We start from the raw sequence: 19,247 nt of genomic DNA on the forward strand, positions 1-19,247 counted from the left end.
CGTCGGCATAGGGCATCATCCAGTGACCTTCCAGAAAGCCGCAGACAAGCTTAAGAGGCAGAAGGAGTTCGCCTATGATCAGCTTGTTTTTCTCTCTTCTAACCACGGTGTCTTTTGCTCAGCAAAAGGTTCAGGTACAGACATTCACTCCACAGGGGTTTGTAAAGTCTGTCGAGCAAGTGCGGGTTGAATTCAATCAACCGATGGTCCGATTTGGCGAGATCAAACTGGATTCCCCGGTGCAGAGTTCTTGCTTTGACGCAAAAAAAGGACAGGGCCGCTGGATCGACACCAAGAACTGGGTCTTTGATTTCACCGAACCTCTGGCTGGCGGACAATCGTGTGAAGTGAAGGTCCATGCACAGACTTTCAGTTTCAACACCGGCGGGCCGCACATCAAAAACATCTTCCCGCAAACCTACCGCGATGTGGATCCCGAGCAGAGCTTTGTGGTCTTTGTGGATTCAGCCGTAAAAACCGAATCCCTGGCTGCGGGTGTGTACTTTGTGATCGAGGGACTGGGGGACCGTGTTCCAGTGCAAGTCATCACCGGGGGCGAAGCCACGAAGACTTATCAGGCGGCGGAAAGCGAATACAGGTACGAAAAAGAGCTGTTCAAAGGGGACTATGTCGTTTTGAAAGCGCAGCGCCCATTCCCCGCCGGAGCACGTGTCAGTCTGGTGTGGTCGAAGTCGGTGCAGTCTCCTTCCGGGTATGCCTCGAAAGAAGATGAAGTTTTTGAGTTCAATGTGCGTGAGCCTTTTAAACTGTCTTTCAACTGTGATCGTGAAGCTGCGAACCGCCCATGTGTTCCCTTGATGGGAATGCGCCTGAACTCGTCCTCCGCATTTTCGGCGAAGCTGGCGCAGGAAGTTTATATCCAGTCCGCCGACGGAAAGAAAATCAAAGCCACGAATCTGGATGCAGCTGCGGGTGGCAAAGATACGGTCAGTTATTTGGAATTCAAGGGACCTTTTGTCGCCAACAGCCAGTACACTGTTGTGATTCCGGCAAAAATGAAAGACGAGGATGACCGTCTTTTGTCCAATCAATCTCAGTTCCCGTTAAAAGTAAAAACGGGGGAAGATCCGTCACTGCTTAAGTTTTCCTCCACTTTCGGCGTGATCGAATCCGGTCCTGAAGCCGCGATGGCTGTGACTTTGCGTCGCGTGGAAAAGTCTGTGGACACTCAGTTTGCAGGCTGGACGGGGCAGTTGAAGGCCAATGACTTTAAGTCCGTCATCAAAGCGCTGGGCGAAGTGATGCGCAATCCTTACGGCGAAGAAGCCATGAAAAACTGGCAGGGAAAAACCACGCAGAAAATCAAAGTTGATAAGCCGGCGAAAGCCACCGACCTGGAGGTTGTGGGAATTCCTTTGAAAGCTTCGGGTTTCTATGTGGTGGAAATGAAAAGCCCGCTCTTGGGGCAAAACCTGCTGGATCAGAAGAAACCTTTCTATGTGCGCTCGGCAGGGCTTGTGACAAACATGTCCGTGCACGTGAAGCACACGCGCAACGAAGCCTGGGTGTGGGTGACAGAGCTTAAAACCACCAAGGTGATCGCGGGCGCGAAGGTGTCCATCTTTGATAATGCCGGAAATGTTATTTCCGGCGCGACCACGGATGCGCGGGGTTGGGCTTCATTCAAGTTCACAAAACCTGTTGATGATTGGGCGACCGATCCGCAAAGCGGTTTTTATGGTGGCTTCTTTGCCATGGCAGAAAAAGGCGATGACTTCAGTTTCACGCACACCAGTTGGGATAAGGGCATTGAGTCCTGGCGCTTCCAGATTCGCTCAGGCGAAACGGATTCCCCATGGCTGGGCCACGCGGTTTTGGATCGCACCTTGCTAAAGCCTGAAGAAAAGCTGTCAGCAAAGATCGTTCTGCGTAAGACCAGCCTTTCTGGCTTCTCTTTACCAGCAGGGAATGAATGGCCGACTCATCTGACGGTGGCCCATGATTCAGGACTTCAGACTTTCAAGCTGCCTCTGACCTGGAATAAAAAAACTGGCGTGGCCCTGTTAACCTGGCCGGTTCCTGCGGGTGCGAAGCTGGGCCGTTGGACCCTGACCTTGGAAAAAGACACACCAGCGATGAACATTGCCATCGGCGACGTGGCAGTGGAAAACTTCCGTGTGCCTTTAATGCAGGTAAGACTGGATGGAACAAAGCCGGTTTATGTGCAGGAAAAGAATATTCCGGTTCAGGTGTCGGGCACTTACTTTGCCGGGGGGCCTGCCGGGGAATTGCCAGTGAAGATGCGCTGGAACGTTGAGCCCGGATACTTCTCGCCACAAAATGAAGACTTCCAGGAATATGCTTTCGCCAACGGTGCTGTCAGTGAAGGTCTGTTCCGTCAGGGCGAAGAAGAGATTCAGCGTCATGTCCCGCAAAGCGGCACGCGTGATTTCAAATTGAACAAACAAGGCGTGGCCCAGGAATCCATCTCGGGGATCAAATACGCAGCAGCCCCGCAGAATCTGCGCACTGAAATTGAATACAAAGACCCGAATGGCGAAATTCAGTCCCTGAGCCGCACGTTCCCGCTGTGGTCTTCGTCCTTGGTTCTGGGGATGAAGTCCCGCGGCTGGTCCGCAACTCCGGATAAGGTGGAGTTTGATGTGGTCGCTCTGGATCTGCAGCAGCGCCCACTGAAAAATCAGAATGTTCAGGTCGATCTCTATACCAGCCGTTATTACACTCATCGTAAGCGTCTGGTGGGTGGCTTCTATGCCTATGAAGATTTCCGTGAATACAAAAAGGTCGGCGAACTGTGTCGCGGGGTCACAGATACAAGCGGACAGTTCCTGTGTAAGGGGAAAACCAAGGTTTCCGGTTCCGTGATTGCAGTGGTGTCTGGAAAAGATGCCCAAGGCCGCACGAGCTATAGCAACGTCACTCAATGGATTATCCGTCCCGGTGAAAATCAGTGGTTTGGATCTGAAGACAATGATCGCGCGGATCTGATTCCATTTAAGAAAACCTATGAACCCGGTGAAACCGCCGAGTTCCAGCTGCGCACACCATTCCCGCAGGCCAAAGTTCTGGTGACGGTCGAACGTGATGGCATTTTGCATTCAGAAGTCATCGACGTCAGCGGCGACAGTCCGGTGGTTCGTGTTCCTATCAAAAAAGAATACGCTCCGAATGTGGTGGTATCAGCCTTTGCGATCCGGGGACGACTGGCGGATCCTAAGCCAACAGCGTTGGTGGACTTGGCGAAGCCCGCTTACAAACTGGGCCTTGCGCAAATCAAAGTGGGCTGGAAAGAAAACACTTTGAAGGTCGCTGTGGCTACGGACAAAAAGACTTACAGTGCCCGTCAGAAATCCCAGGTCACCATCAGTGTGAAGGACAGTCAGGGGCGCCCAGCATCTAGTGCAGAAGTGGCTTTGGTGGCGGTGGATGAAGGGCTGCTGGCTTTGCGCGATAATGATTCCTGGGATTTGCTGTCTTCGATGATGCGTTTACGCCCGCACACGGTGCAGACTGCGACCTCGCAGACCCAAGTGGTGGGTCGTCGTCACTTTGGTTTAAAAGCGGTGCCGATTGGCGGTGACGGTGCCGGAGGCCTGCGCCGCGAGTTGTTTGATACTTTGTTGTACTGGAACCCAAGTGTGAAACTGAACGCCAAAGGCGAAGCCAAAGTGGATATCAAACTGAATGACTCCACCACCAGCTTCCGCATTGTGGCAGTGGCGCTGCAGGGGCAGGATCAGTTTGGCACGGGCTGGACATCCATTCAGTCGTCCCAAGACGTCATGATCATGCCGGGGCTGTCCTCGGTGGTTCGTGATGGCGATGAATTCCAGGCAGGCTTCACGGTGAGAAATGCCTCGGACAAGATTCAGAATCTGAATTTGAATCTGGCAGTGACTCCAAATGCGGGAACACACCCGGTGCAGACATTGCGTTTGGCAGCGGGTGAAGCCAAAGAGATCTTCTGGAAAATCAAAGTTCCTGCCGGGGCTTCTCAGCTGGAATATGTCTTAAGTGCGCGCACCTCTGATGGTCGTGCGGTGGATGAGATCAAAAAGACCCAGCAGGTTCTTCCGGTGCGTGTGGCAAGAATTTATCAGAGCGAATTCGGCAACTGGCCTGATTTCAAGAAACTTTCCCTGCAGCAGCCTGCCGGGGCGGATCTTGCCCAAAGTTCTCTTGTTGTTGAATTGAAAAGTTCGTTGGGTGGTTCCTCGGAAGGCATTCGTGAATTCTGGAAGAACTATGTCTATTCATGCCTTGAACAGCAGGTTTCCAGAACTGTGTCTTTGAATGACAAAAAGTCCTGGCAGAAGCTGGAAGAAAAGCTTGATACCTATTTGGATGGCAACGGGCTGCTGCGCTACTTCCCTGGCAATGCCGTTTCCGGCAGTGTGAATCTGACAGCTTACGTCTTGAATATCGCGCATGAAGCGGGCTTCACTTTCAGCGATGAACATGAAAACCGCATGCTCGATGCCATGAACGCTTATGCAGAAGGCCGCCTGCGTGAAAGTCATGAAGCCGATCGCGCCGACAGTGTTCTTAAAAAGATCACCGTTATGGAAACTCTGTCCCGCTATCGCCGACTGAATGTCGCCACCATCCCGGCGGTTGAGTATTCGCCGAATCAGTGGCCGATGTACACGTTGATTGAATGGTATCAGATTCATCTGTGGGAAAAAGACATCCCAGGCCGCGAACAAACCCTGAAAGATATCGAATCCATTTTGCGCAATCGGTTCTATTTCTCGGCCAAGCGTTTGCAGTTTAAAGACGAGCGTTTGGAATCCATGCCGTGGCTGATGCGCGATTCAGAAAGCTCGGTCTTGCGTTTGATTCTGACCATGATGAAGCTTCCACAGTGGCAGTCTGATATTCCTCGCCTTTATCAGGGGGCTTGGTTTCTTCAACAAGAAGGGGCCTGGGCCCTGACCTCAGACAACGCCTGGGGCGCGATTGTGATGAGACGCCTGCAAGAACACTATGGCAAAGAGAAAGTCGAAGGCACCTTCGTGGCCGAGCTTGCCGGCGCGTCTGAAAAGTATGCTTGGTCCAAAGGCAGCTCTGGTTCCTTGAGTCTTCCTTGGCGCCAGGACAAGGCCGAGCTGAAAATGGATCAGCAGGGCGCGGGTCGTCCGTGGATCACGGTTTCAGTCAAGGCCGCGGTGCCGGTGACTAAAGCGGTCTTTGCCGGGTTTAACGTCGAAAAGACCATCACGGCGGTTGAACAGAAAGAAAAAGGCCGCTGGAGTGTCGGGGACATCGCCAAGGTTCAATTGAAGGTCAAAGCCAAGGCCCCACAGACATGGGTGGTGGTGGAAGACCCTATTCCAACGGGTGCCAGTGTGATTCAGGCTTCTTACGCCACTTCGGTGGAAAGAAAGTCTGAACTGATTCGCTTCTATCATTCCTGGTTCCCGCAAGAAGAACAGGTGATGGAATACACCCTGCGTATCAATCAGTCAGGAACCTATGTGCTGCCAGCTCCACGGGTCGAAGCCATGTACAGCCCGGATCTGTTTGCTGAATTGCCAGAATCGGTCTGGAGCGTGCAATGAGAAAGAAACTGATCTGGGGACTTGCAGTGGCCGGGGTGCTGGGGGGAGTGGCTGGTGTGGCCATCATTGCCAGCAGCGTGCCTTCCTTGCCAGCCTATGATTCGGTGAAAAAATCCTATGTCAGTTCCGATCTTTTCCTGGTGGACCGCAATGGCAAACCTTTGCATCAGTGGCGCCAGGATCTGAAAGAGCGCACATTGTTGTGGGCGGATCACAAGGATATCGCTCCGGCCATGATCACGGCCTTGCTAAAATCCGAGGATAAGAACTTCTTCCATCACTGGGGTGTGGATCCCTTGGCGATGGCAGCTTCGGTGTATCAGCGCAGTGTGAAGGATTCCCCGCGCGGGGCCAGCACCATCACCATGCAGTTGGTGAAGCTGCTTCATCCCAATAAAAAAACCTGGCAGGGGCTGTCCGGAAAAATACGCCAGTCTTTCGCAGCCATGATGCTTGAAAGCCAATGGAGCAAAGAGCAGATCCTGGAAAGCTATTTGAACCTGGTCAGCTTCCGCGGGGAACTGCGCGGGGTGAACGCGGCCTCGTGGATGATGTTTGGTAAAAGTGCAGCGGATCTTTCCCGGGTGGATGCGACCCTCTTGTCGGTCCTGATTCGTTCACCAAATTCTGAAACAGCCCAGTGGGAAAAGCGCGCCTGCTGGCAGGAACCAGATCTGTGTGCGACCTTCAAAGACAGCATCAGTCGTATTCAGCCGCAGAAGATGATTTCTCAGAATCAGCAGGCCTTGCACTTGGCCCAGCGGTTTTCCAAAGAAGGCCGTCGTGGGCAGATCCAAACAACCCTGGATCGCGATCTGCAAAGCTATATCCAGGAACAGATCACTTCCCAGATTCGCAGGCTGCAGGCACAGAACGTGAATGATGCCGCGGTGATTGTGATTGAAAACCGCACCGGCGAGGTCTTTGCCTATGTTGGAGGATCCGGTGATCTTTCCAGCGCGCCTTATGTCGACGGGGTGCAATCCCTAAGACAGGCAGGGTCCACATTAAAACCATTCTTGTATGCCACGGCATTTGAAAAGAAATTGTTGAATCCGGAATCCTGGCTTGAGGATTCCGCTGTGGATATCGTCTTTGACCGGGGAGTTTACAAACCCCAAAATCACGACCGTCAGTTCTATGGCTGGGTGATGGTGAAGACGGCCCTGGGATCTTCACTGAATGTTCCGGCCGTGAAGGCCTTTAAACTTTTGAATGATGAATCCTTCTGGGGAAAGTTAAAGGCTCTGAATTTTAGAAACCTGGAAGAACCCGAACACTATGGCCCGGCCTTGGCGCTGGGGGTGGCGGATGTGACCCTGGAAGATCTGGCGCAAGGTTATCGAACCTTGGCGCAGGATGGATTCTTGTCGTCGCTAAAGTTTGAACCTCACCAGGAAACCGCCGAAGCCACGGAAGTGTTTGAGGCTGCCAGTGCACGCGAAGTGAAAGAAATCCTGTCCGACAATCAGAACCGCGCCTTGGGGTTTGGTCTGGATTCAGCTTTGGCACTGCCGGGGGCGGCGGTGAAAACCGGCACCAGCAAAGACATGCGCGACAACTGGTGTGTGGGCATGAATGACCGCTTCACTGTCGGTGTGTGGGTTGGAAACTTCAGCGGAGAACCCATGTGGAATGTGATGGGCGTCAGTGGTGCGGCCCCGATCTGGAAGCGCACCATGATCTGGCTGCAGGATCACTATCCGTCGGAAGCCCGAATGGCTGAAGTCGTACCGGTCAAAGAGTCTCAGCCTGAAGCTTATCCGGGGGCGCGGATTTTGTATCCGCAGGATGGCATGGTGCTGGCGCTGGATCCGGCGATCCCGGCGGGCAATCAGAAGATGCCGCTGCTGGTGGAAAATTCTTTGAAGAAAGATCTGTACTGGAAAATCAACGAAGACAAAAAAATAAAGGCGACCGAGTCTTATCTATGGTCGCCTTCACTGGGTCGTCACCACTTTGTGCTTTATGAAGGAGACAGCAAAGTGGCCGAGGTTTCTGTTCTGGTGAAATAACTAGATGTCATAGTGGAACAAAACCGGAACCTGCATGTCCGGGTGAACGCTTTGTTTCACCGGGCAGGTCATGGCGATTTGTTCCAGTTTCTTTCTGTAGTCGTGCGGGATGCTTTGAGGCATGTGAAGAACCACATTCAGCTTCACGATACGGCGCGGGTTTACGCCCATTTCTTTTTCCACTTCAAAGCGGGCGCCTTTCAGCTCCACGCCGTCTTTTTCGGCGGCAATAGCCATCACCGTCATCATGCAGCTGCCCATGGCGGCACCCACAAGATCGGTCGGAGAAAATGATTCACCTTTGCCATTGTTGTCTTTAGGGGCGTCAGTTTCCAGCGCGGCACCGGATGGGCCGTGTTTGATTTCACTGTGTTTGTGACCTTGATAGACTCCGGACATTTTAACCATGGGGCAACTCCTGTGAAGTTAACATGGCCTCAAATCGGGAGCCGGTCAAATCTTAGGACGACATTTCCTCGATAATCTTACGCAGTCTCATTTCGGAAGACTTGGACATATCCGCATAGATTTTTCGAAGGTGAGAGGATCTCACAGCATCGTTTTTGGAGGACTTCATCTCACGGCCGAACTTCAAAGCCGCACAGACGCTTTCGATCACGACTTTGCGTTTGGAATCCTTGGTGATGAAGTCAAAGGCGCCTAAAGAAAGAGCTTCCAGGGCGCGGGAATGATCACCGTGAGCAGTCAGCACCACAAACGGAGTCATCTGACCCAAAGAGCGCACATAAGCCAAAAACTTAAGACCGTTCATATGGGGCATTTCAATATCAGACAAGATGGTGTCGAATTCCTGGGCTTTGACGAACTGAAGAGCGGCAGAGCCGTCCTCGGCTTCCACGATTTCATCCACAAATTCTTTGAGGAAATGCTTCAACAGCTCACGGATATCAGAGTCGTCCTCGACGATGAGCAATCGGCTTTTCTCTTCTTGTGGCGCAGCCATCCTTGGTTCTCCTACAGAGAGTATTTGTTAATGACTCCCAACAGGGTGTCCTTCTTAAACGGCTTGGCGATGTGATCGTTGCAGCCGGCCCGTAAGGATTTTTGTCGATCTTCCGCCAAAGCATGCGCCGTCAAGGCGATGATAGGAACCGGAGGCTTGTGACTTTCCTTTTCCCATTCACGGATGCGATCGGTGGCTGCATAGCCATCCATTTCAGGCATTTGCACGTCCATAAAGACGATGTCAAACTCACCTGACTTTATCTGATCTATGGCTTGAAGTCCATTCTCTGCTTCAATTATTTCAAACGGTTCGTTCTTAAGATAGTGAGTGAACAGGGTGCGATTGTCCTCGGTGTCATCGGCAATCAGGATCTTCACCTTATGGTTTGGATCACGCGGCTTCGGACTTACAAAATCCAGCTCAGGGGTGCGCATTGGCACCGGCATATAGTTTACCGGATTATAGATCTGTTCGCGATACGGAATCGTGAAGAAGAAGGTCGTTCCAGTGCCCGGGCGGCTCTTAAACCAGATCTGGCCACCCATCAGTTCCACCAGGCTCTTGGAGATCGCAAGACCCAGACCTGTGCCTCCGTACTTTCGGGTGACGGAGTTGTCGGCCTGAGAGAACTTTTGGAAGATCATGTGCTGGCGATCCTCGGGGATGCCGATGCCAGTGTCAGTGATACTGATAAGCAAAGTGTCTTTTTTGGACGGATTTTTGCCGATGACCAGACGCACCTGGCCCTTGTTGGTGAATTTGATCGAATTCCCGATCAGGTTGATGAGCACCTGGCGAAGCTTGGTTGGATCGCCCATCAGGTGAGGCGAAACTCCCGGAGCAATTTCACAAATACAGTTCAGGCCCTTTTCAAGGGCTCGTGGTTTCATCATGTCCTCAACATCGGCCATCAGCTTTTTCATGTCGAAGGGGATGTTTTCAATGGAAACTTCACCGGCTTCGATTTTGGAAAGATCCAGAATATCATTAATCAGAGACATCAGGACTTCACCGGCTTTGCAGAAGATCGTCACATAGTACTTTTGATCGACATCCAGTCTGGTTTCTTTCAATAGCTCCGCCATTCCCATGATTGCGTTCATCGGCGTGCGGATTTCGTGACTCATCTGGGCCAGGAATTCGGACTTGGCCTGGGACGCCTTCAGAGCTTCATTTTTGGTGGTGATCAGGGACTGCTCCACACGACGGAGTTCGGTGATGTCCTGAGTGGTCACGTACATGAACAGGGCATTGCCATAATCGTCGTACTCGGTACGGCCCTGACAGCGCACCCAGATCAGGTCGTTGGAGTCCTGCTTTTTCATGCGCAGATCCACATGGAAGGGGGCAATGTTTTTATGGGCTTCAGCCAGTGCCTTGTCAAAGACCGGCAGATCCTCGGATAGAATCAAAGAGCGGAACAAATCATAGCTGGGCACTACGTTGTCCGGGGTTAAACCCAGCAGGTGGAATTCTTCTTCTGACCACAGGCATTTGCCGGTGCGGATGTCCCAGCGGAAGGATCCGGTCTTGGAAAGCGACTGGGATTCCTTCAGAAGCTCTTCCTTCAGCTTCAGTTCTTTTTCAATTTCCTTCTTCCAGCGCATGTCTGTGCCCATCATCGCCAGCAGGACCTTGTCTTTGTTTTCTGTATTGACCCGGGCCCAGGAGACCTCCAGCGGAACACGGTCACCGGTGATCTTTTTCAGGGAGGCCTCTGCTGTGTGGGTGGACTTGTTTGCATCCCTTTCGCGCAAAGAATTTTCAATCACGGAATAGTCGGTCTCCAGCCACAGGCTCAGATCGCTGTTTTTCAGGGCGGGGCCCGGAGCCCCGGTCAGGGATTGTGCGGTGGGGTTGAATCCCCGCACGCGGAAGTTCTTGCGCAAACTGTCTTCGACGTCCTCCACCTCAACGATGAAAAAGACTTCATTCAGTGAATAGACGACATTTTCCAGGAAGTCGCGGGCCGCCTTGGTTTTGCGGAAGTCCTCACGAATCTCGTCAAATTTCTTGTACAGGTCTTTGTATTCTTCCTCTTCAGGTGCCTGGAGAGTTTCGCTGAAGTTATGCGACTTTAGTTTGTCCATGCCATCAGACAGCACCTGTGACGGGAAGAACATGCGGCGATAAACCAGCCACGCTCCTCCCAGAGCCAGACTCCACAGCAAAAAGCCACCAATAAAGAACCAGGGAAGCTTAAAGGACAGAGGTGCCAGCGCTTCGTTCAGATCCATTTTGCTGATGATGATCCAGTCGGTGTTGTCGACCACGTTGACACGGCCCGCAGACTGCAGGCTGCGCGTGCCCATATAGTCTTCGCCAGAATCAAAGGCCACACCCCGTTCCATATAACGACGAATCTGGGTGGGGGGAAGAATCAAAGATAAAGAGGCCGAACTGGATCTTTCAATGCTTTCCAGGGCGGCACGGGCGTCTTCCTGCTGGCGGACTTTTTGGAGGAATTGAACCGGGCTTTCCAGATACAGGCGGGGGTTGTTGCGCACAAAGCCGTCGGTGCCAAAGGCGACAACCTCGCCAGTCATGCCAAGTCCCAGCTCTTTCCACTTGCTGTTGTGGCTGAGGATTTGATCAATGCGCTCCAAAGAAAGCTGAAACACCAGGGTCCCGACAAAGTTGGTTTGATCAAAAAGGGGCATCGTCAAAAAGGCGGCGGGTGTGTGCCAGAAATGACTGACCGGGGTGAAGTCAAAATACTTGGTGGCGCCTTTGGGGGCATTCAGTGACCAGCGATAAGCCTGTGCCAGGCGGGAGTTGGAAAGAGGGCCGGAGATAAGGTTGTCCCCCAGCGCCAGGGACTTTGCCGCCGAGTATGCCACCGTGCCGTTGGGTTCAATCAGCAGCACGTCGTTCAGGTGAGATCGTTCCAGAACGTCGAATAGTTTAGAATGAAGACTTTCGTAACTGCGGAAATAGTTCAGATCAGAAAACCCATTGACCGAAGCCAGTTGGGGTAACGGGCGGTTCTGGGAGCGCGCACTTTGCTGAAACTGGTATTGTAAGAACAGCGGCAGCGCCGTGAACTGTTCCAGAATGCGAGGATAATCAGAAACCTGGGGCGGGCGGTGTTCTTCCATCTCGTTACGCCAGGCGGTGGCCTTGCCGTGGGAGCGCAGCCAGCTCTGCATTTGCTGGTGTTCTTGGGGATAGCGACGCAGGAATTGCAGGATCGGGGTGTATTCCGAAGTCAGCACCAGCGCATTCTTCAGATAGGCAAATTCTTTTTGAATTTCGTCCGACTTGAAGTCGCGAATCTGCACCAGCCGTTCGCGGGTGCTTTGTTCCAGCGAAGAACTGCCCATCTTGTAACCGACAGTTCCGGCAATGAGCAGGGTGCCCAGTACCAGAACTGAGGTGAAAAGAAACAGGCGGTTCTTGTGGTTCATAGGCTCCTACATCGGGACGTAATGGATCTCTATATTCAGAAAGTGAATGCGCATTTTCTTAACAAGGTCAGGCAATGGAGTTGCATCGTTTTTCTTCGCGGCAACTTCCATTTGGGCGGCAAGGTCGCTGAGTTCAGCGAAACCGTAACCAGCAGCAGCACCTTTGATTTTGTGAGCCATTTGCGCGATGGACTGGAGATCGTTTTTCTCCACGAGAGCGCTAAGGGACTCAATGTCCTTCTTCCGATTCTCAATAAACTGAGGAATCAGATCTTGTAGATCAGCATCGATTTCAACCTTCACCTTAGACATTTCCATGCCCTCCTTATCCTCGAAAACCGCTCATGTTTACAATTCATATTAGTTTATGACAGTGTTTATTGCATACATTTAATACCAAGAGTAAATTCGATGAGAAATTTTCAGGAGAGCCCTTTGCTAAAGCATTTGCTGGTATATTTTTTACCGGTTTTTTTGATTACATGCACGTCACAAAAGGAACTGGGAAGTCGTGAGAAGCCCATTCAATTTGCATTGGTGCCGGGCCAGGATTCCGCCGTTCTTATGGAGAATGGAAAGCTGCTGGAAAAATGGATTCTGGAAAAATCCGGGCTGCATGTGCGCATGCAAGTGCCGGTCAGCTATGTCGCTGTGGTTGAGGCGATTGGCTCGCAGCGGGTGGATGTGGCGATCCTAAATACGTTCGGCTATCTTTTGGCCCACGACAGGTATGGGGCGCAGGCAAAGCTGATTGGTGTGAACCGCGGCACTTCGGAATACTGGGGCCAGATCATCACGGCCGATCCGAAAATCAAGTCTCTGAACGATCTGCAAGGAAAGAAATTTGCCTTCGTGGATCCGGCATCGACGTCAGGGTATGTCCTGCCAGCGAAGCTTTTCAAAGATCATAGTATCAAGCTGGCCGAAACGGTGTTTGCCGGTAAACACGACAGCGTGGTGACGATGGTGTATCAGGGGCGCGTGCATGCCGGGGCGACTTATCACACGCCTTCCGAAGACGGAGTTCCTCAGGATGCGCGCCGACTGGTGAAAGAACAGTTTCCAGACGTCTATGAAAAAGTGCGGATTATTCAGAAGACCGACTCCATTCCCAGTGATCCGGTGGTGTTTCGCAAGGACTTTCCGGCCGATATCGGGGCTCGGTTGATCGCGGCACTGAAAAGTTTCCCGTCCACTCCGGAAGGGGCCAAAGCACTGAAAAACCTCTATCACCTGGAGGGATTCAAGGATTGCTCGGACAAAGACTATGAACAAGCCCGCAAAATCCTGCTGGAAATAAGCCAGCAGGTTCAGGAACCCGCAAAGTAATCAGTGACTTACGGTCTTTTCGCACTCGACCTTGAAAAAACGGGCTGAGTGCGGTTTAATAACCTAATGAGCCGCGCAACATTCGCAAATCTTATTCTAAGATTCTGTTGCAGCAGAGAAATTCTGCTGAAGGCCTAGTTTTACCTTTTTAGTTCCCCGCATTTTTTCAAAATTCAAATTAACTTAAAACAAACGCTCTTATTCCTTTAGGAGGAGTTATGAACAACAACAACAGCACTGAGCCTCGCATTTTAGTCACTGATCAGGATTTCCATCGTCTGTCTGCATTGGTTTCCCAGGTGGAAGGACCCTTTGCCGAAGCACTGGAAGAAGAACTGAGCCGCGCCAACGTGATCGCGCAAAAAGAGATTCCAAAAAACGTGGTGACGATGAATTCCCGCGTGCAGTTCCTGGATGAAGTTTCCGGTCAGGAAAGTGAAATGACCCTGGTTTATCCGCAGGATGCAAAACTGGAAGAAGGCCGCCTGTCCATTCTGGCACCTGTCGGTATTGCGTTGCTGGGTCTAAGTGTCGGTCAGGAGATCAACTGGAAGCTGCCAAACGGGCAAAGCAAAAAACTGAAAGTGCAGGCGGTGACTTACCAGCCGGAAGCATCAGGAAATTTTGATCTTTAATCGCGAAGCTCTCGGCACACGAGAGCTTTCTTTTCTTCGTTTTTGGTGTAGGTGGCTTTGAATTCACGGCCACCCTGTGACAAAGACAGTTGCGCATCGACGCGAACGTCTTTGGAGTTCCACAGCTGCACATAGGTTTGATTGTCCAAAAGGGGAATCTGATAAACGCGGGTCGGGGTGCTTTCAACGACCACCAGATTCTGCAGCAGATCGACTTTACCCATCTGCATGTTTTCCGCGGGATCAAAATACTTTTTCATACGCAGGGAAGCAAAGTTCCCGTACTCGCCGTCAAAGCGGCAGGTGTAGACCGAACTTTCTTCGGCTTGAGTTGTAGCAGCACTTGCGATGATGAGCCCCAGCAGCCATTTCTTCATGCAAATCTTATCGTGTTTCTGGTCTTCGGGCTTAACGCCCGGCAACTGGCCTATGGCCCAGTTTCAAAGTCTTGACGACGGAAAAACAGGGGCGCATTTTGAATTATTCCCAGAAGGAGTCACTTTCATGCGTGCAGTTGAAATCACCCAACCCGGCGGACCTGAAGTTTTAAAAATCACCGAACGAACCAAGCCTGAACCTGCCATCGGCGAAGTGCTGATCGAGATCCATGCCTCGGGTGTGAATCGTCCGGACTGCGCGCAAAGACAGGGAACTTATCCACCACCTCCGGGGGCCTCCGATATTCCGGGGCTTGAGATTGCCGGAAAGATTGTGGCCGTGGGTGCGGGTGTCAGCAAATGGAAAGTCGGCGACATGGTGTGTGCGCTGGTTTCTGGTGGTGGTTATGCTGAATACGTTGCGGCCCCTGAGGGGCAGTGCCTGCCTGTTCCAACGGGAATGAGTGTTGTTGAAGCCGCCGCTTTGCCAGAGACCTTCTTCACCGTTTGGACCAACTTGTTTGAAAGCGGTCGCCTGCAAAAAGGCGAAAGTGTTCTGATTCACGGCGGAGCCGGCGGCATCGGCACGACGGCCATTCAAATGGCCTCGGCCATGGGTGTGCGGGTTTTCACGACGGTGGGGAAAAAGGAATCCGTATCGATATGTCAGGAGCTGGGGGCTGAACGAGTGATCCTGTACAAGGAAGAGGATTTTGTCAGTGTGGTGAAATCACTTACGGCTGACAAGGGTGTGGATGTGATTCTGGATATGGTGGGTGGGGATTACTTTGCCCGCAATATTGAGGCCCTGGCCGTCCAGGGGCGGCTGGTGCAGATCGCAACGATGCAAGGGGCGAAGGTGGAGCTGGATTTGCGCAAAGTGATGTTTAAGCGTCTGACTTTGACAGGTTCAACCCTGCGCGCACGCCCGGTCGCAGAAAAATCCCGCATTGCCACGGCGTTGTTGCAGAATATCTGGCCGCTCTTGAATAAAAATCAAATGCGACCGGTGATTTATAAAGTTTTGAAACTGGAACAGGCCGCTGAGGCCCACGCGATGATGGAAGCCAGTCAGCACACCGGAAAGATTGTGCTGACGACCCGTTAGACAAGTTTATTCCAAGTGCTCTCTTTGACGGGAGCTCTTGTCGCATTTGCCGGTGAAGGCATGATTCACAGCGCGCTGTTTCGGCGCGTTTTCAAAGAAGCGGCGAAGACCCGGCACATTCACTTCAATCATTTGTTTCATCTGATTTTGGGACGGGGAATGAGTCGTGCCCATTTCAAAGAGCAATGACCACACGCCATGTTTCCAGTAAGCATAGTCTTCAAATGCGCCATCGGCGGCATAAAGAAGTTCTTTGGAGTTCCCCACTTCATAACCACTTTCCACCACGGCGTCTTTGGAAAGGCCGATGAAGGTGCTGTCGTATTCGGTTTTGGTGTCACGTGTGGAAAAACCCCAAGGATAAAGAACGGCCGGCCAGTGCGTGTGCAAAGTGGCGGAGCTGACGATCTTGGCGTTTTCCAGGAACTCTGCCAAAGCTTTCGTGGCTTTGGAGCGGTGAGAGGCGCCGTTCACACACGGACCCGGGTAATCACGGTTGGGATCCACGGTGCCACTGGAAGTGCGCTCATAGCGATTGCGGGAGTTGTAGCCGGAGATATTCAAAACCGGAATCACGTACACGGTGTGACCTGGAATCGGATTTCTGGCAAAAGCTTCAGCGGCCCCCAGGGCAACAGCGGTGGATCCGTATTCATTGCCGTGGTGAGTGGCAACAATCAGATCGGCGATTTCACCGTTTCCGATTTTAAGACCCGAGATCATCTGACCGGAATCAGACGGACCGATATCGATCCATTGAGCGTTGGTGGGATTTTCCTGAACAATGCGGCGAAGAGTGTCAGTCACACTCGCGTAATTGCTTGCAGGAGCGGCTTTCGTCATCAGAAATAGAGACAGAATCATTTCTAGCATGAATTCAGGCTCAGCGCGTTCCTGTCTTAAGTCAAAAGCCCCTCCGCCAATCTGGATCAAGGTCCAAAAGGTACCTGCTTACTTTTTCCGAAGCGCTGTGCCAGAGTCAATAGTATGAATTTTCCCGCACCGTTCGTGAAAAACATCCGCGACACTTTTGGCATGGCCGGTGAGGAGTGGCTGCAAGGTCTTCCGTCATTGCTGCGAGGTCTTTGTCTGCGCTGGGATCTGACGATCACCGGTCGCGCTGAAGATCTGTCTTATAACTTTGTGGGATATGCACGCACCAATGCGGATAAAAAACCTGTGGTCCTCAAAGTACTTTGCCCGGATGGGATTTTGGATAAAGAACTGCTATGGCTGAAGTCTTATCCCGAAGTCACCCCCGCGGTTTTGGCGGTGGAGGCCGAGCAGCGGGCTTTTATGATGCAGATGGTTTTGCCGGGGAATTCTTTAAAGTCACTGGTGAAACAAGGCAAGGACGCTGAGGCCACGGCGGTGATTGCGCAAATGATCCGGGCTTTGGGAAAAGAGCGTCCTGCAGGAGTGCTCCCTTATAAGCATGTGCGTGACTTCTTGCCGACACTGTCGCTGCTGCATGGGAAACTTCCTTCCGAACTGGTGCTGCTGGTGGCGGTTCTTTATGACGAGCTCTGCATGACGGCTCCGCGGGACGTGCTTTTGCACGGCGATCTTCACCATGACAATATCCTGGCTTCGGGGGATGGGTGGAAGATCATTGATCCTCACGGATACTTGGGCGACCCGGCCTTTGAAGTCGGGGCAATGATTTCAAACCCTCTGGACTGTTATCCATCGGGACCAGCACTGGAAAAAATTCTGGAGCAGAGACTGAACATCCTTTACGGTGAGCTTGCCATGGATCCTTATCGGATTCTGGGCTGGGCGTTTTGTTATTCCATGCTTTCTGCAGCCTGGAGCGTGGAGGACCGGCAGGAGGTCCCGGAGAACCTCTTGCAAATCGTGCGGATTTTAGCCAGCAAACTGACATGATTGAGAGATGCTGTTGCAGGACCACTGACAGAAAACAGCCGGACAAAGCGCATTCTTCTTTCTAGAATAAAAAAAGGGGGGGCGTTTATGTTGAATGAAAATCCTCTGGGCGAAATTCAAAAAATTGAAAACGATATTTATCGGTTGCAGCGTCGACTGGAAGCCTTAAGAAAAGAAAACCCTCCGCTGGAAGTCAAAAACTACATCTTCAAAAATCTGAACGGGGAAGTCACTTTGCGCGATCTTTTTGATGGCAAGGACCGACTGCTGGCCATTCATAATATGGGACAGGGATGTCGCTCCTGCACACTGTGGGCGGATGGCTACAATGCTTTTTTGCCTGCGCTGGAAGAACAGTTCACTGTTGTGCTTTTTTCAAAAGACGCCCCGGAAGTGCAGCGTCGTTTTGCCAATGACCGTGGCTGGCGTTTTAATATGGTGTCTCATGGGGGCGGTCTTTATATCCGTGAACAAAGTGTGGTGCCGGGCAGGAACAATATGCCGGGACTGGTGTACTACGAACGGCGCGGAGAGCGGATCTTCAAAAAAAACAGCAGCGTGGTGGGACCTGGGGATACCTTTTGCCCGGTGTGGAGTCTGCTCAGTCTGGCCGGCATCGGCATGGATGAGTGGACGCCCCAGTACCGTTACTGGAGCCGCCCGGAAAGACTGGACGACGGCGGTATGAATCTGAGTCTTTAGCCGAATTTCCCGGCTTGATAGTCTTCAATGGCCTCGATGATTTCTGCTTTGGTGTTCATCACAAACGGTCCGTGTGAAATCACGGGCTCATTGAAAGGATCAGCATGGGCAAAAAGGATCACGGCATCTTCTTCCGCATTCACCCGCAAGGTGTCACCGTCGTTGTTAAATTCAACCAGCTGAAACCGTTCGGCGGTCTGGCCATTAACCGTCACAGTTCCGCGCACGACATAAAAGAAAACATTCCGCGGGGCTGACACGGTCAGATCCAGCTGGGCGGATGTTTTCAGGTGAAGCACCTGGCACTGAATATCCACCAAAGGATTGAAAGCGCCTTTTTCCCCCATCCAGGTTCCTGAGACCACATCCACGGTCACTTTGCCATCGTCGGTTTTGATCTTGGGAATGTCCGGAGCCTGCAGACCTTTATAGTTGGGTTTGGTTCTTTTAAGTTTGGCGGGAAGATTCACCCACAGCTGAAGAATCTCCAACGGTCCGCCATTTTTCATAAATTCGGCGGAAGAGACCTCTTCATGGACCAGGCCGTCTCCGGCAGTCATCCATTGCACACCACCGGCGTTGATCACACTTTCGTGTCCGCCGCTGTCCCGATGGGCGATGTCGCCTTCAAGAATGAAAGTCACTGTTTCAAAGCCGCGGTGCGGATGGGGACCGAAGGGCAGACCCTGATTCGGAGAGGGATAAGTCTGTGGACCGTGGTGATTCAAAAACAAAAATGGATCCACGATGCGCACTTGATTGGTGGGAAGTGCGCGTCGCGTGACAAGATCGTCAATATCCTCACGGATTGCGGAGGCCACTTGTTTTATTGATCGTTGCTTCATCAGGTTCCTTTTCCGCCAGCCAGGCGCGGGCCTGATCCAGCTCTTTGCGAGTGAAAACCTCGATGTCAGTGCCCACAATCGGATCAAAGAAATTACTGACGTTTTTCACCCAGTGGATGTCTGTGACTATAGCAGCTTTTGGAATTTTCTTGAGATTTTTTATGCCAAAACGAAGGTCCTTCCAGAAGGCGGCAAGCTCTACCTTGCCGATATCACGAACTTCTTCCAAAACACTGACTTCACCCCAGTCATCAATGCGTTTTTGTATCAGATTCAGAAGAGGTACAACGGAATCCTTACTAATATCTCCATCGACCAGAATTTCTATGTATTTGAATTCCGGGTGTTCAGCGGTCACTTTCAGCATGGCAAACTCCTTCTTGCGGATGAGTTTGTTATCGTCTTTCACAAGGCCGAGCGGGGACAAATTAA

Annotated in this window: 15 protein-coding genes; 7 read left to right on the top strand and 8 right to left on the bottom strand. The window is 51.9% G+C overall.

Going from position 1 to position 19,247, the window contains the following annotated elements; translation table 11 throughout:
- Positions 1-74: 74 nt before the first annotated feature.
- Together BD_RS01375 and pbpC are read left to right on the top strand one after the other, a co-directional pair.
- Positions 75-5,543 (top strand): alpha-2-macroglobulin family protein, encoded by a 5,469-nt coding sequence (locus BD_RS01375; RefSeq protein WP_011162894.1) that lies wholly within the window; start codon positions 75-77, stop codon positions 5,541-5,543.
- A complete protein-coding gene (gene pbpC / locus BD_RS01380; RefSeq protein WP_011162895.1) occupies positions 5,540-7,558 on the top strand; it encodes a penicillin-binding protein 1C in 2,019 nt (672 codons plus the stop codon). The genes BD_RS01375 and pbpC overlap by 4 nt, the downstream gene beginning before the upstream one ends.
- Here the strand turns inward: pbpC and BD_RS01385 are convergent, their stop codons facing one another.
- Genes BD_RS01385 through BD_RS01400 form a run of 4 tightly spaced genes read right to left on the bottom strand, consistent with a single transcriptional unit; the run spans position 7,559 to position 12,244 of the window.
- Positions 7,559-7,966, bottom strand: coding sequence for an OsmC family protein (locus BD_RS01385; RefSeq protein ID WP_011162896.1), 408 nt, complete (start codon positions 7,964-7,966; stop codon positions 7,559-7,561).
- 52 nt (positions 7,967-8,018) lie between these two features.
- The gene (locus BD_RS01390; protein WP_011162897.1) at positions 8,019-8,522 is read right to left on the bottom strand and encodes a response regulator; all 504 of its coding nucleotides are present in this window, start codon (positions 8,520-8,522) and stop codon (positions 8,019-8,021) included.
- Positions 8,523-8,533: 11 nt separating this feature from the next.
- Positions 8,534-11,932 carry an ATP-binding protein gene (locus tag BD_RS01395; protein ID WP_011162898.1) on the bottom strand — a complete coding sequence of 1,133 codons (3,399 nt, stop codon included), beginning with the start codon at positions 11,930-11,932 and terminating at the stop codon, positions 8,534-8,536.
- Positions 11,933-11,938: 6 nt separating this feature from the next.
- Positions 11,939-12,244, bottom strand: a complete 306-nt coding sequence (locus BD_RS01400) for an Hpt domain-containing protein (protein ID WP_226987893.1) — start codon at positions 12,242-12,244, stop codon at positions 11,939-11,941.
- A gap of 99 nt (positions 12,245-12,343) precedes the next feature.
- On the opposite strand from BD_RS01400, the gene BD_RS01405 reads away from it, so the two are divergent.
- The gene (locus BD_RS01405) at positions 12,344-13,261 is read left to right on the top strand and encodes a phosphate/phosphite/phosphonate ABC transporter substrate-binding protein (RefSeq protein ID WP_011162900.1); all 918 of its coding nucleotides are present in this window, start codon (positions 12,344-12,346) and stop codon (positions 13,259-13,261) included.
- 218 nt (positions 13,262-13,479) lie between these two features.
- Positions 13,480-13,896, top strand: a complete 417-nt coding sequence (gene rnk, locus BD_RS01410) for a nucleoside diphosphate kinase regulator (protein WP_011162901.1) — start codon at positions 13,480-13,482, stop codon at positions 13,894-13,896.
- Here the strand turns inward: rnk and BD_RS01415 are convergent.
- Complete coding sequence (locus BD_RS01415) at positions 13,893-14,273, bottom strand: hypothetical protein (RefSeq protein ID WP_011162902.1); 381 nt, start codon at positions 14,271-14,273, stop codon at positions 13,893-13,895. The two genes, rnk and BD_RS01415, sit on opposite strands and share 4 nt — an antisense overlap.
- A 127-nt stretch (positions 14,274-14,400) precedes the next feature.
- Between BD_RS01415 and BD_RS01420 the strand changes: the two genes are divergently transcribed.
- Positions 14,401-15,381, top strand: coding sequence for an NAD(P)H-quinone oxidoreductase (locus BD_RS01420; protein WP_011162903.1), 981 nt, complete (start codon positions 14,401-14,403; stop codon positions 15,379-15,381).
- Positions 15,382-15,387: 6 nt separating this feature from the next.
- On the opposite strand, the gene BD_RS01425 is transcribed toward BD_RS01420, so the two are convergent.
- The gene (locus BD_RS01425; RefSeq protein ID WP_231839245.1) at positions 15,388-16,254 is read right to left on the bottom strand and encodes a M14 family metallopeptidase; all 867 of its coding nucleotides are present in this window, start codon (positions 16,252-16,254) and stop codon (positions 15,388-15,390) included.
- A 114-nt stretch (positions 16,255-16,368) separates the two neighbouring features.
- Here BD_RS01425 and BD_RS01430 point away from each other — a divergent pair, with 114 nt between their 5' ends.
- Positions 16,369-17,268 carry an aminoglycoside phosphotransferase family protein gene (locus tag BD_RS01430; protein WP_011162905.1) on the top strand — a complete coding sequence of 300 codons (900 nt, stop codon included), beginning with the start codon at positions 16,369-16,371 and terminating at the stop codon, positions 17,266-17,268.
- 87 nt (positions 17,269-17,355) lie between these two features.
- Positions 17,356-17,970: a DUF899 family protein gene (locus BD_RS01435; RefSeq protein WP_011162906.1), complete on the top strand. Its 615-nt coding sequence runs from the start codon at positions 17,356-17,358 to the stop codon at positions 17,968-17,970.
- Here the strand turns inward: BD_RS01435 and BD_RS01440 are convergent.
- Both BD_RS01440 and BD_RS01445 read right to left on the bottom strand, forming a co-directional pair.
- On the bottom strand, positions 17,967-18,815 hold the full coding sequence (locus BD_RS01440) for a pirin family protein (protein ID WP_226987896.1): 849 nt from the start codon (positions 18,813-18,815) through the stop codon (positions 17,967-17,969). The genes BD_RS01435 and BD_RS01440 overlap by 4 nt on opposite strands.
- Positions 18,772-19,182 carry a SpoIIAA family protein gene (locus BD_RS01445; RefSeq protein WP_226987897.1) on the bottom strand — a complete coding sequence of 137 codons (411 nt, stop codon included), beginning with the start codon at positions 19,180-19,182 and terminating at the stop codon, positions 18,772-18,774. Before BD_RS01445 ends, BD_RS01440 begins: the two co-directional genes overlap by 44 nt.
- Positions 19,183-19,247 lie beyond the last annotated feature (65 nt).

Source organism: Bdellovibrio bacteriovorus HD100, from assembly GCF_000196175.1.
In the GTDB taxonomy this organism is placed as follows: Bacteria; Bdellovibrionota; Bdellovibrionia; order Bdellovibrionales; family Bdellovibrionaceae; genus Bdellovibrio; species Bdellovibrio bacteriovorus.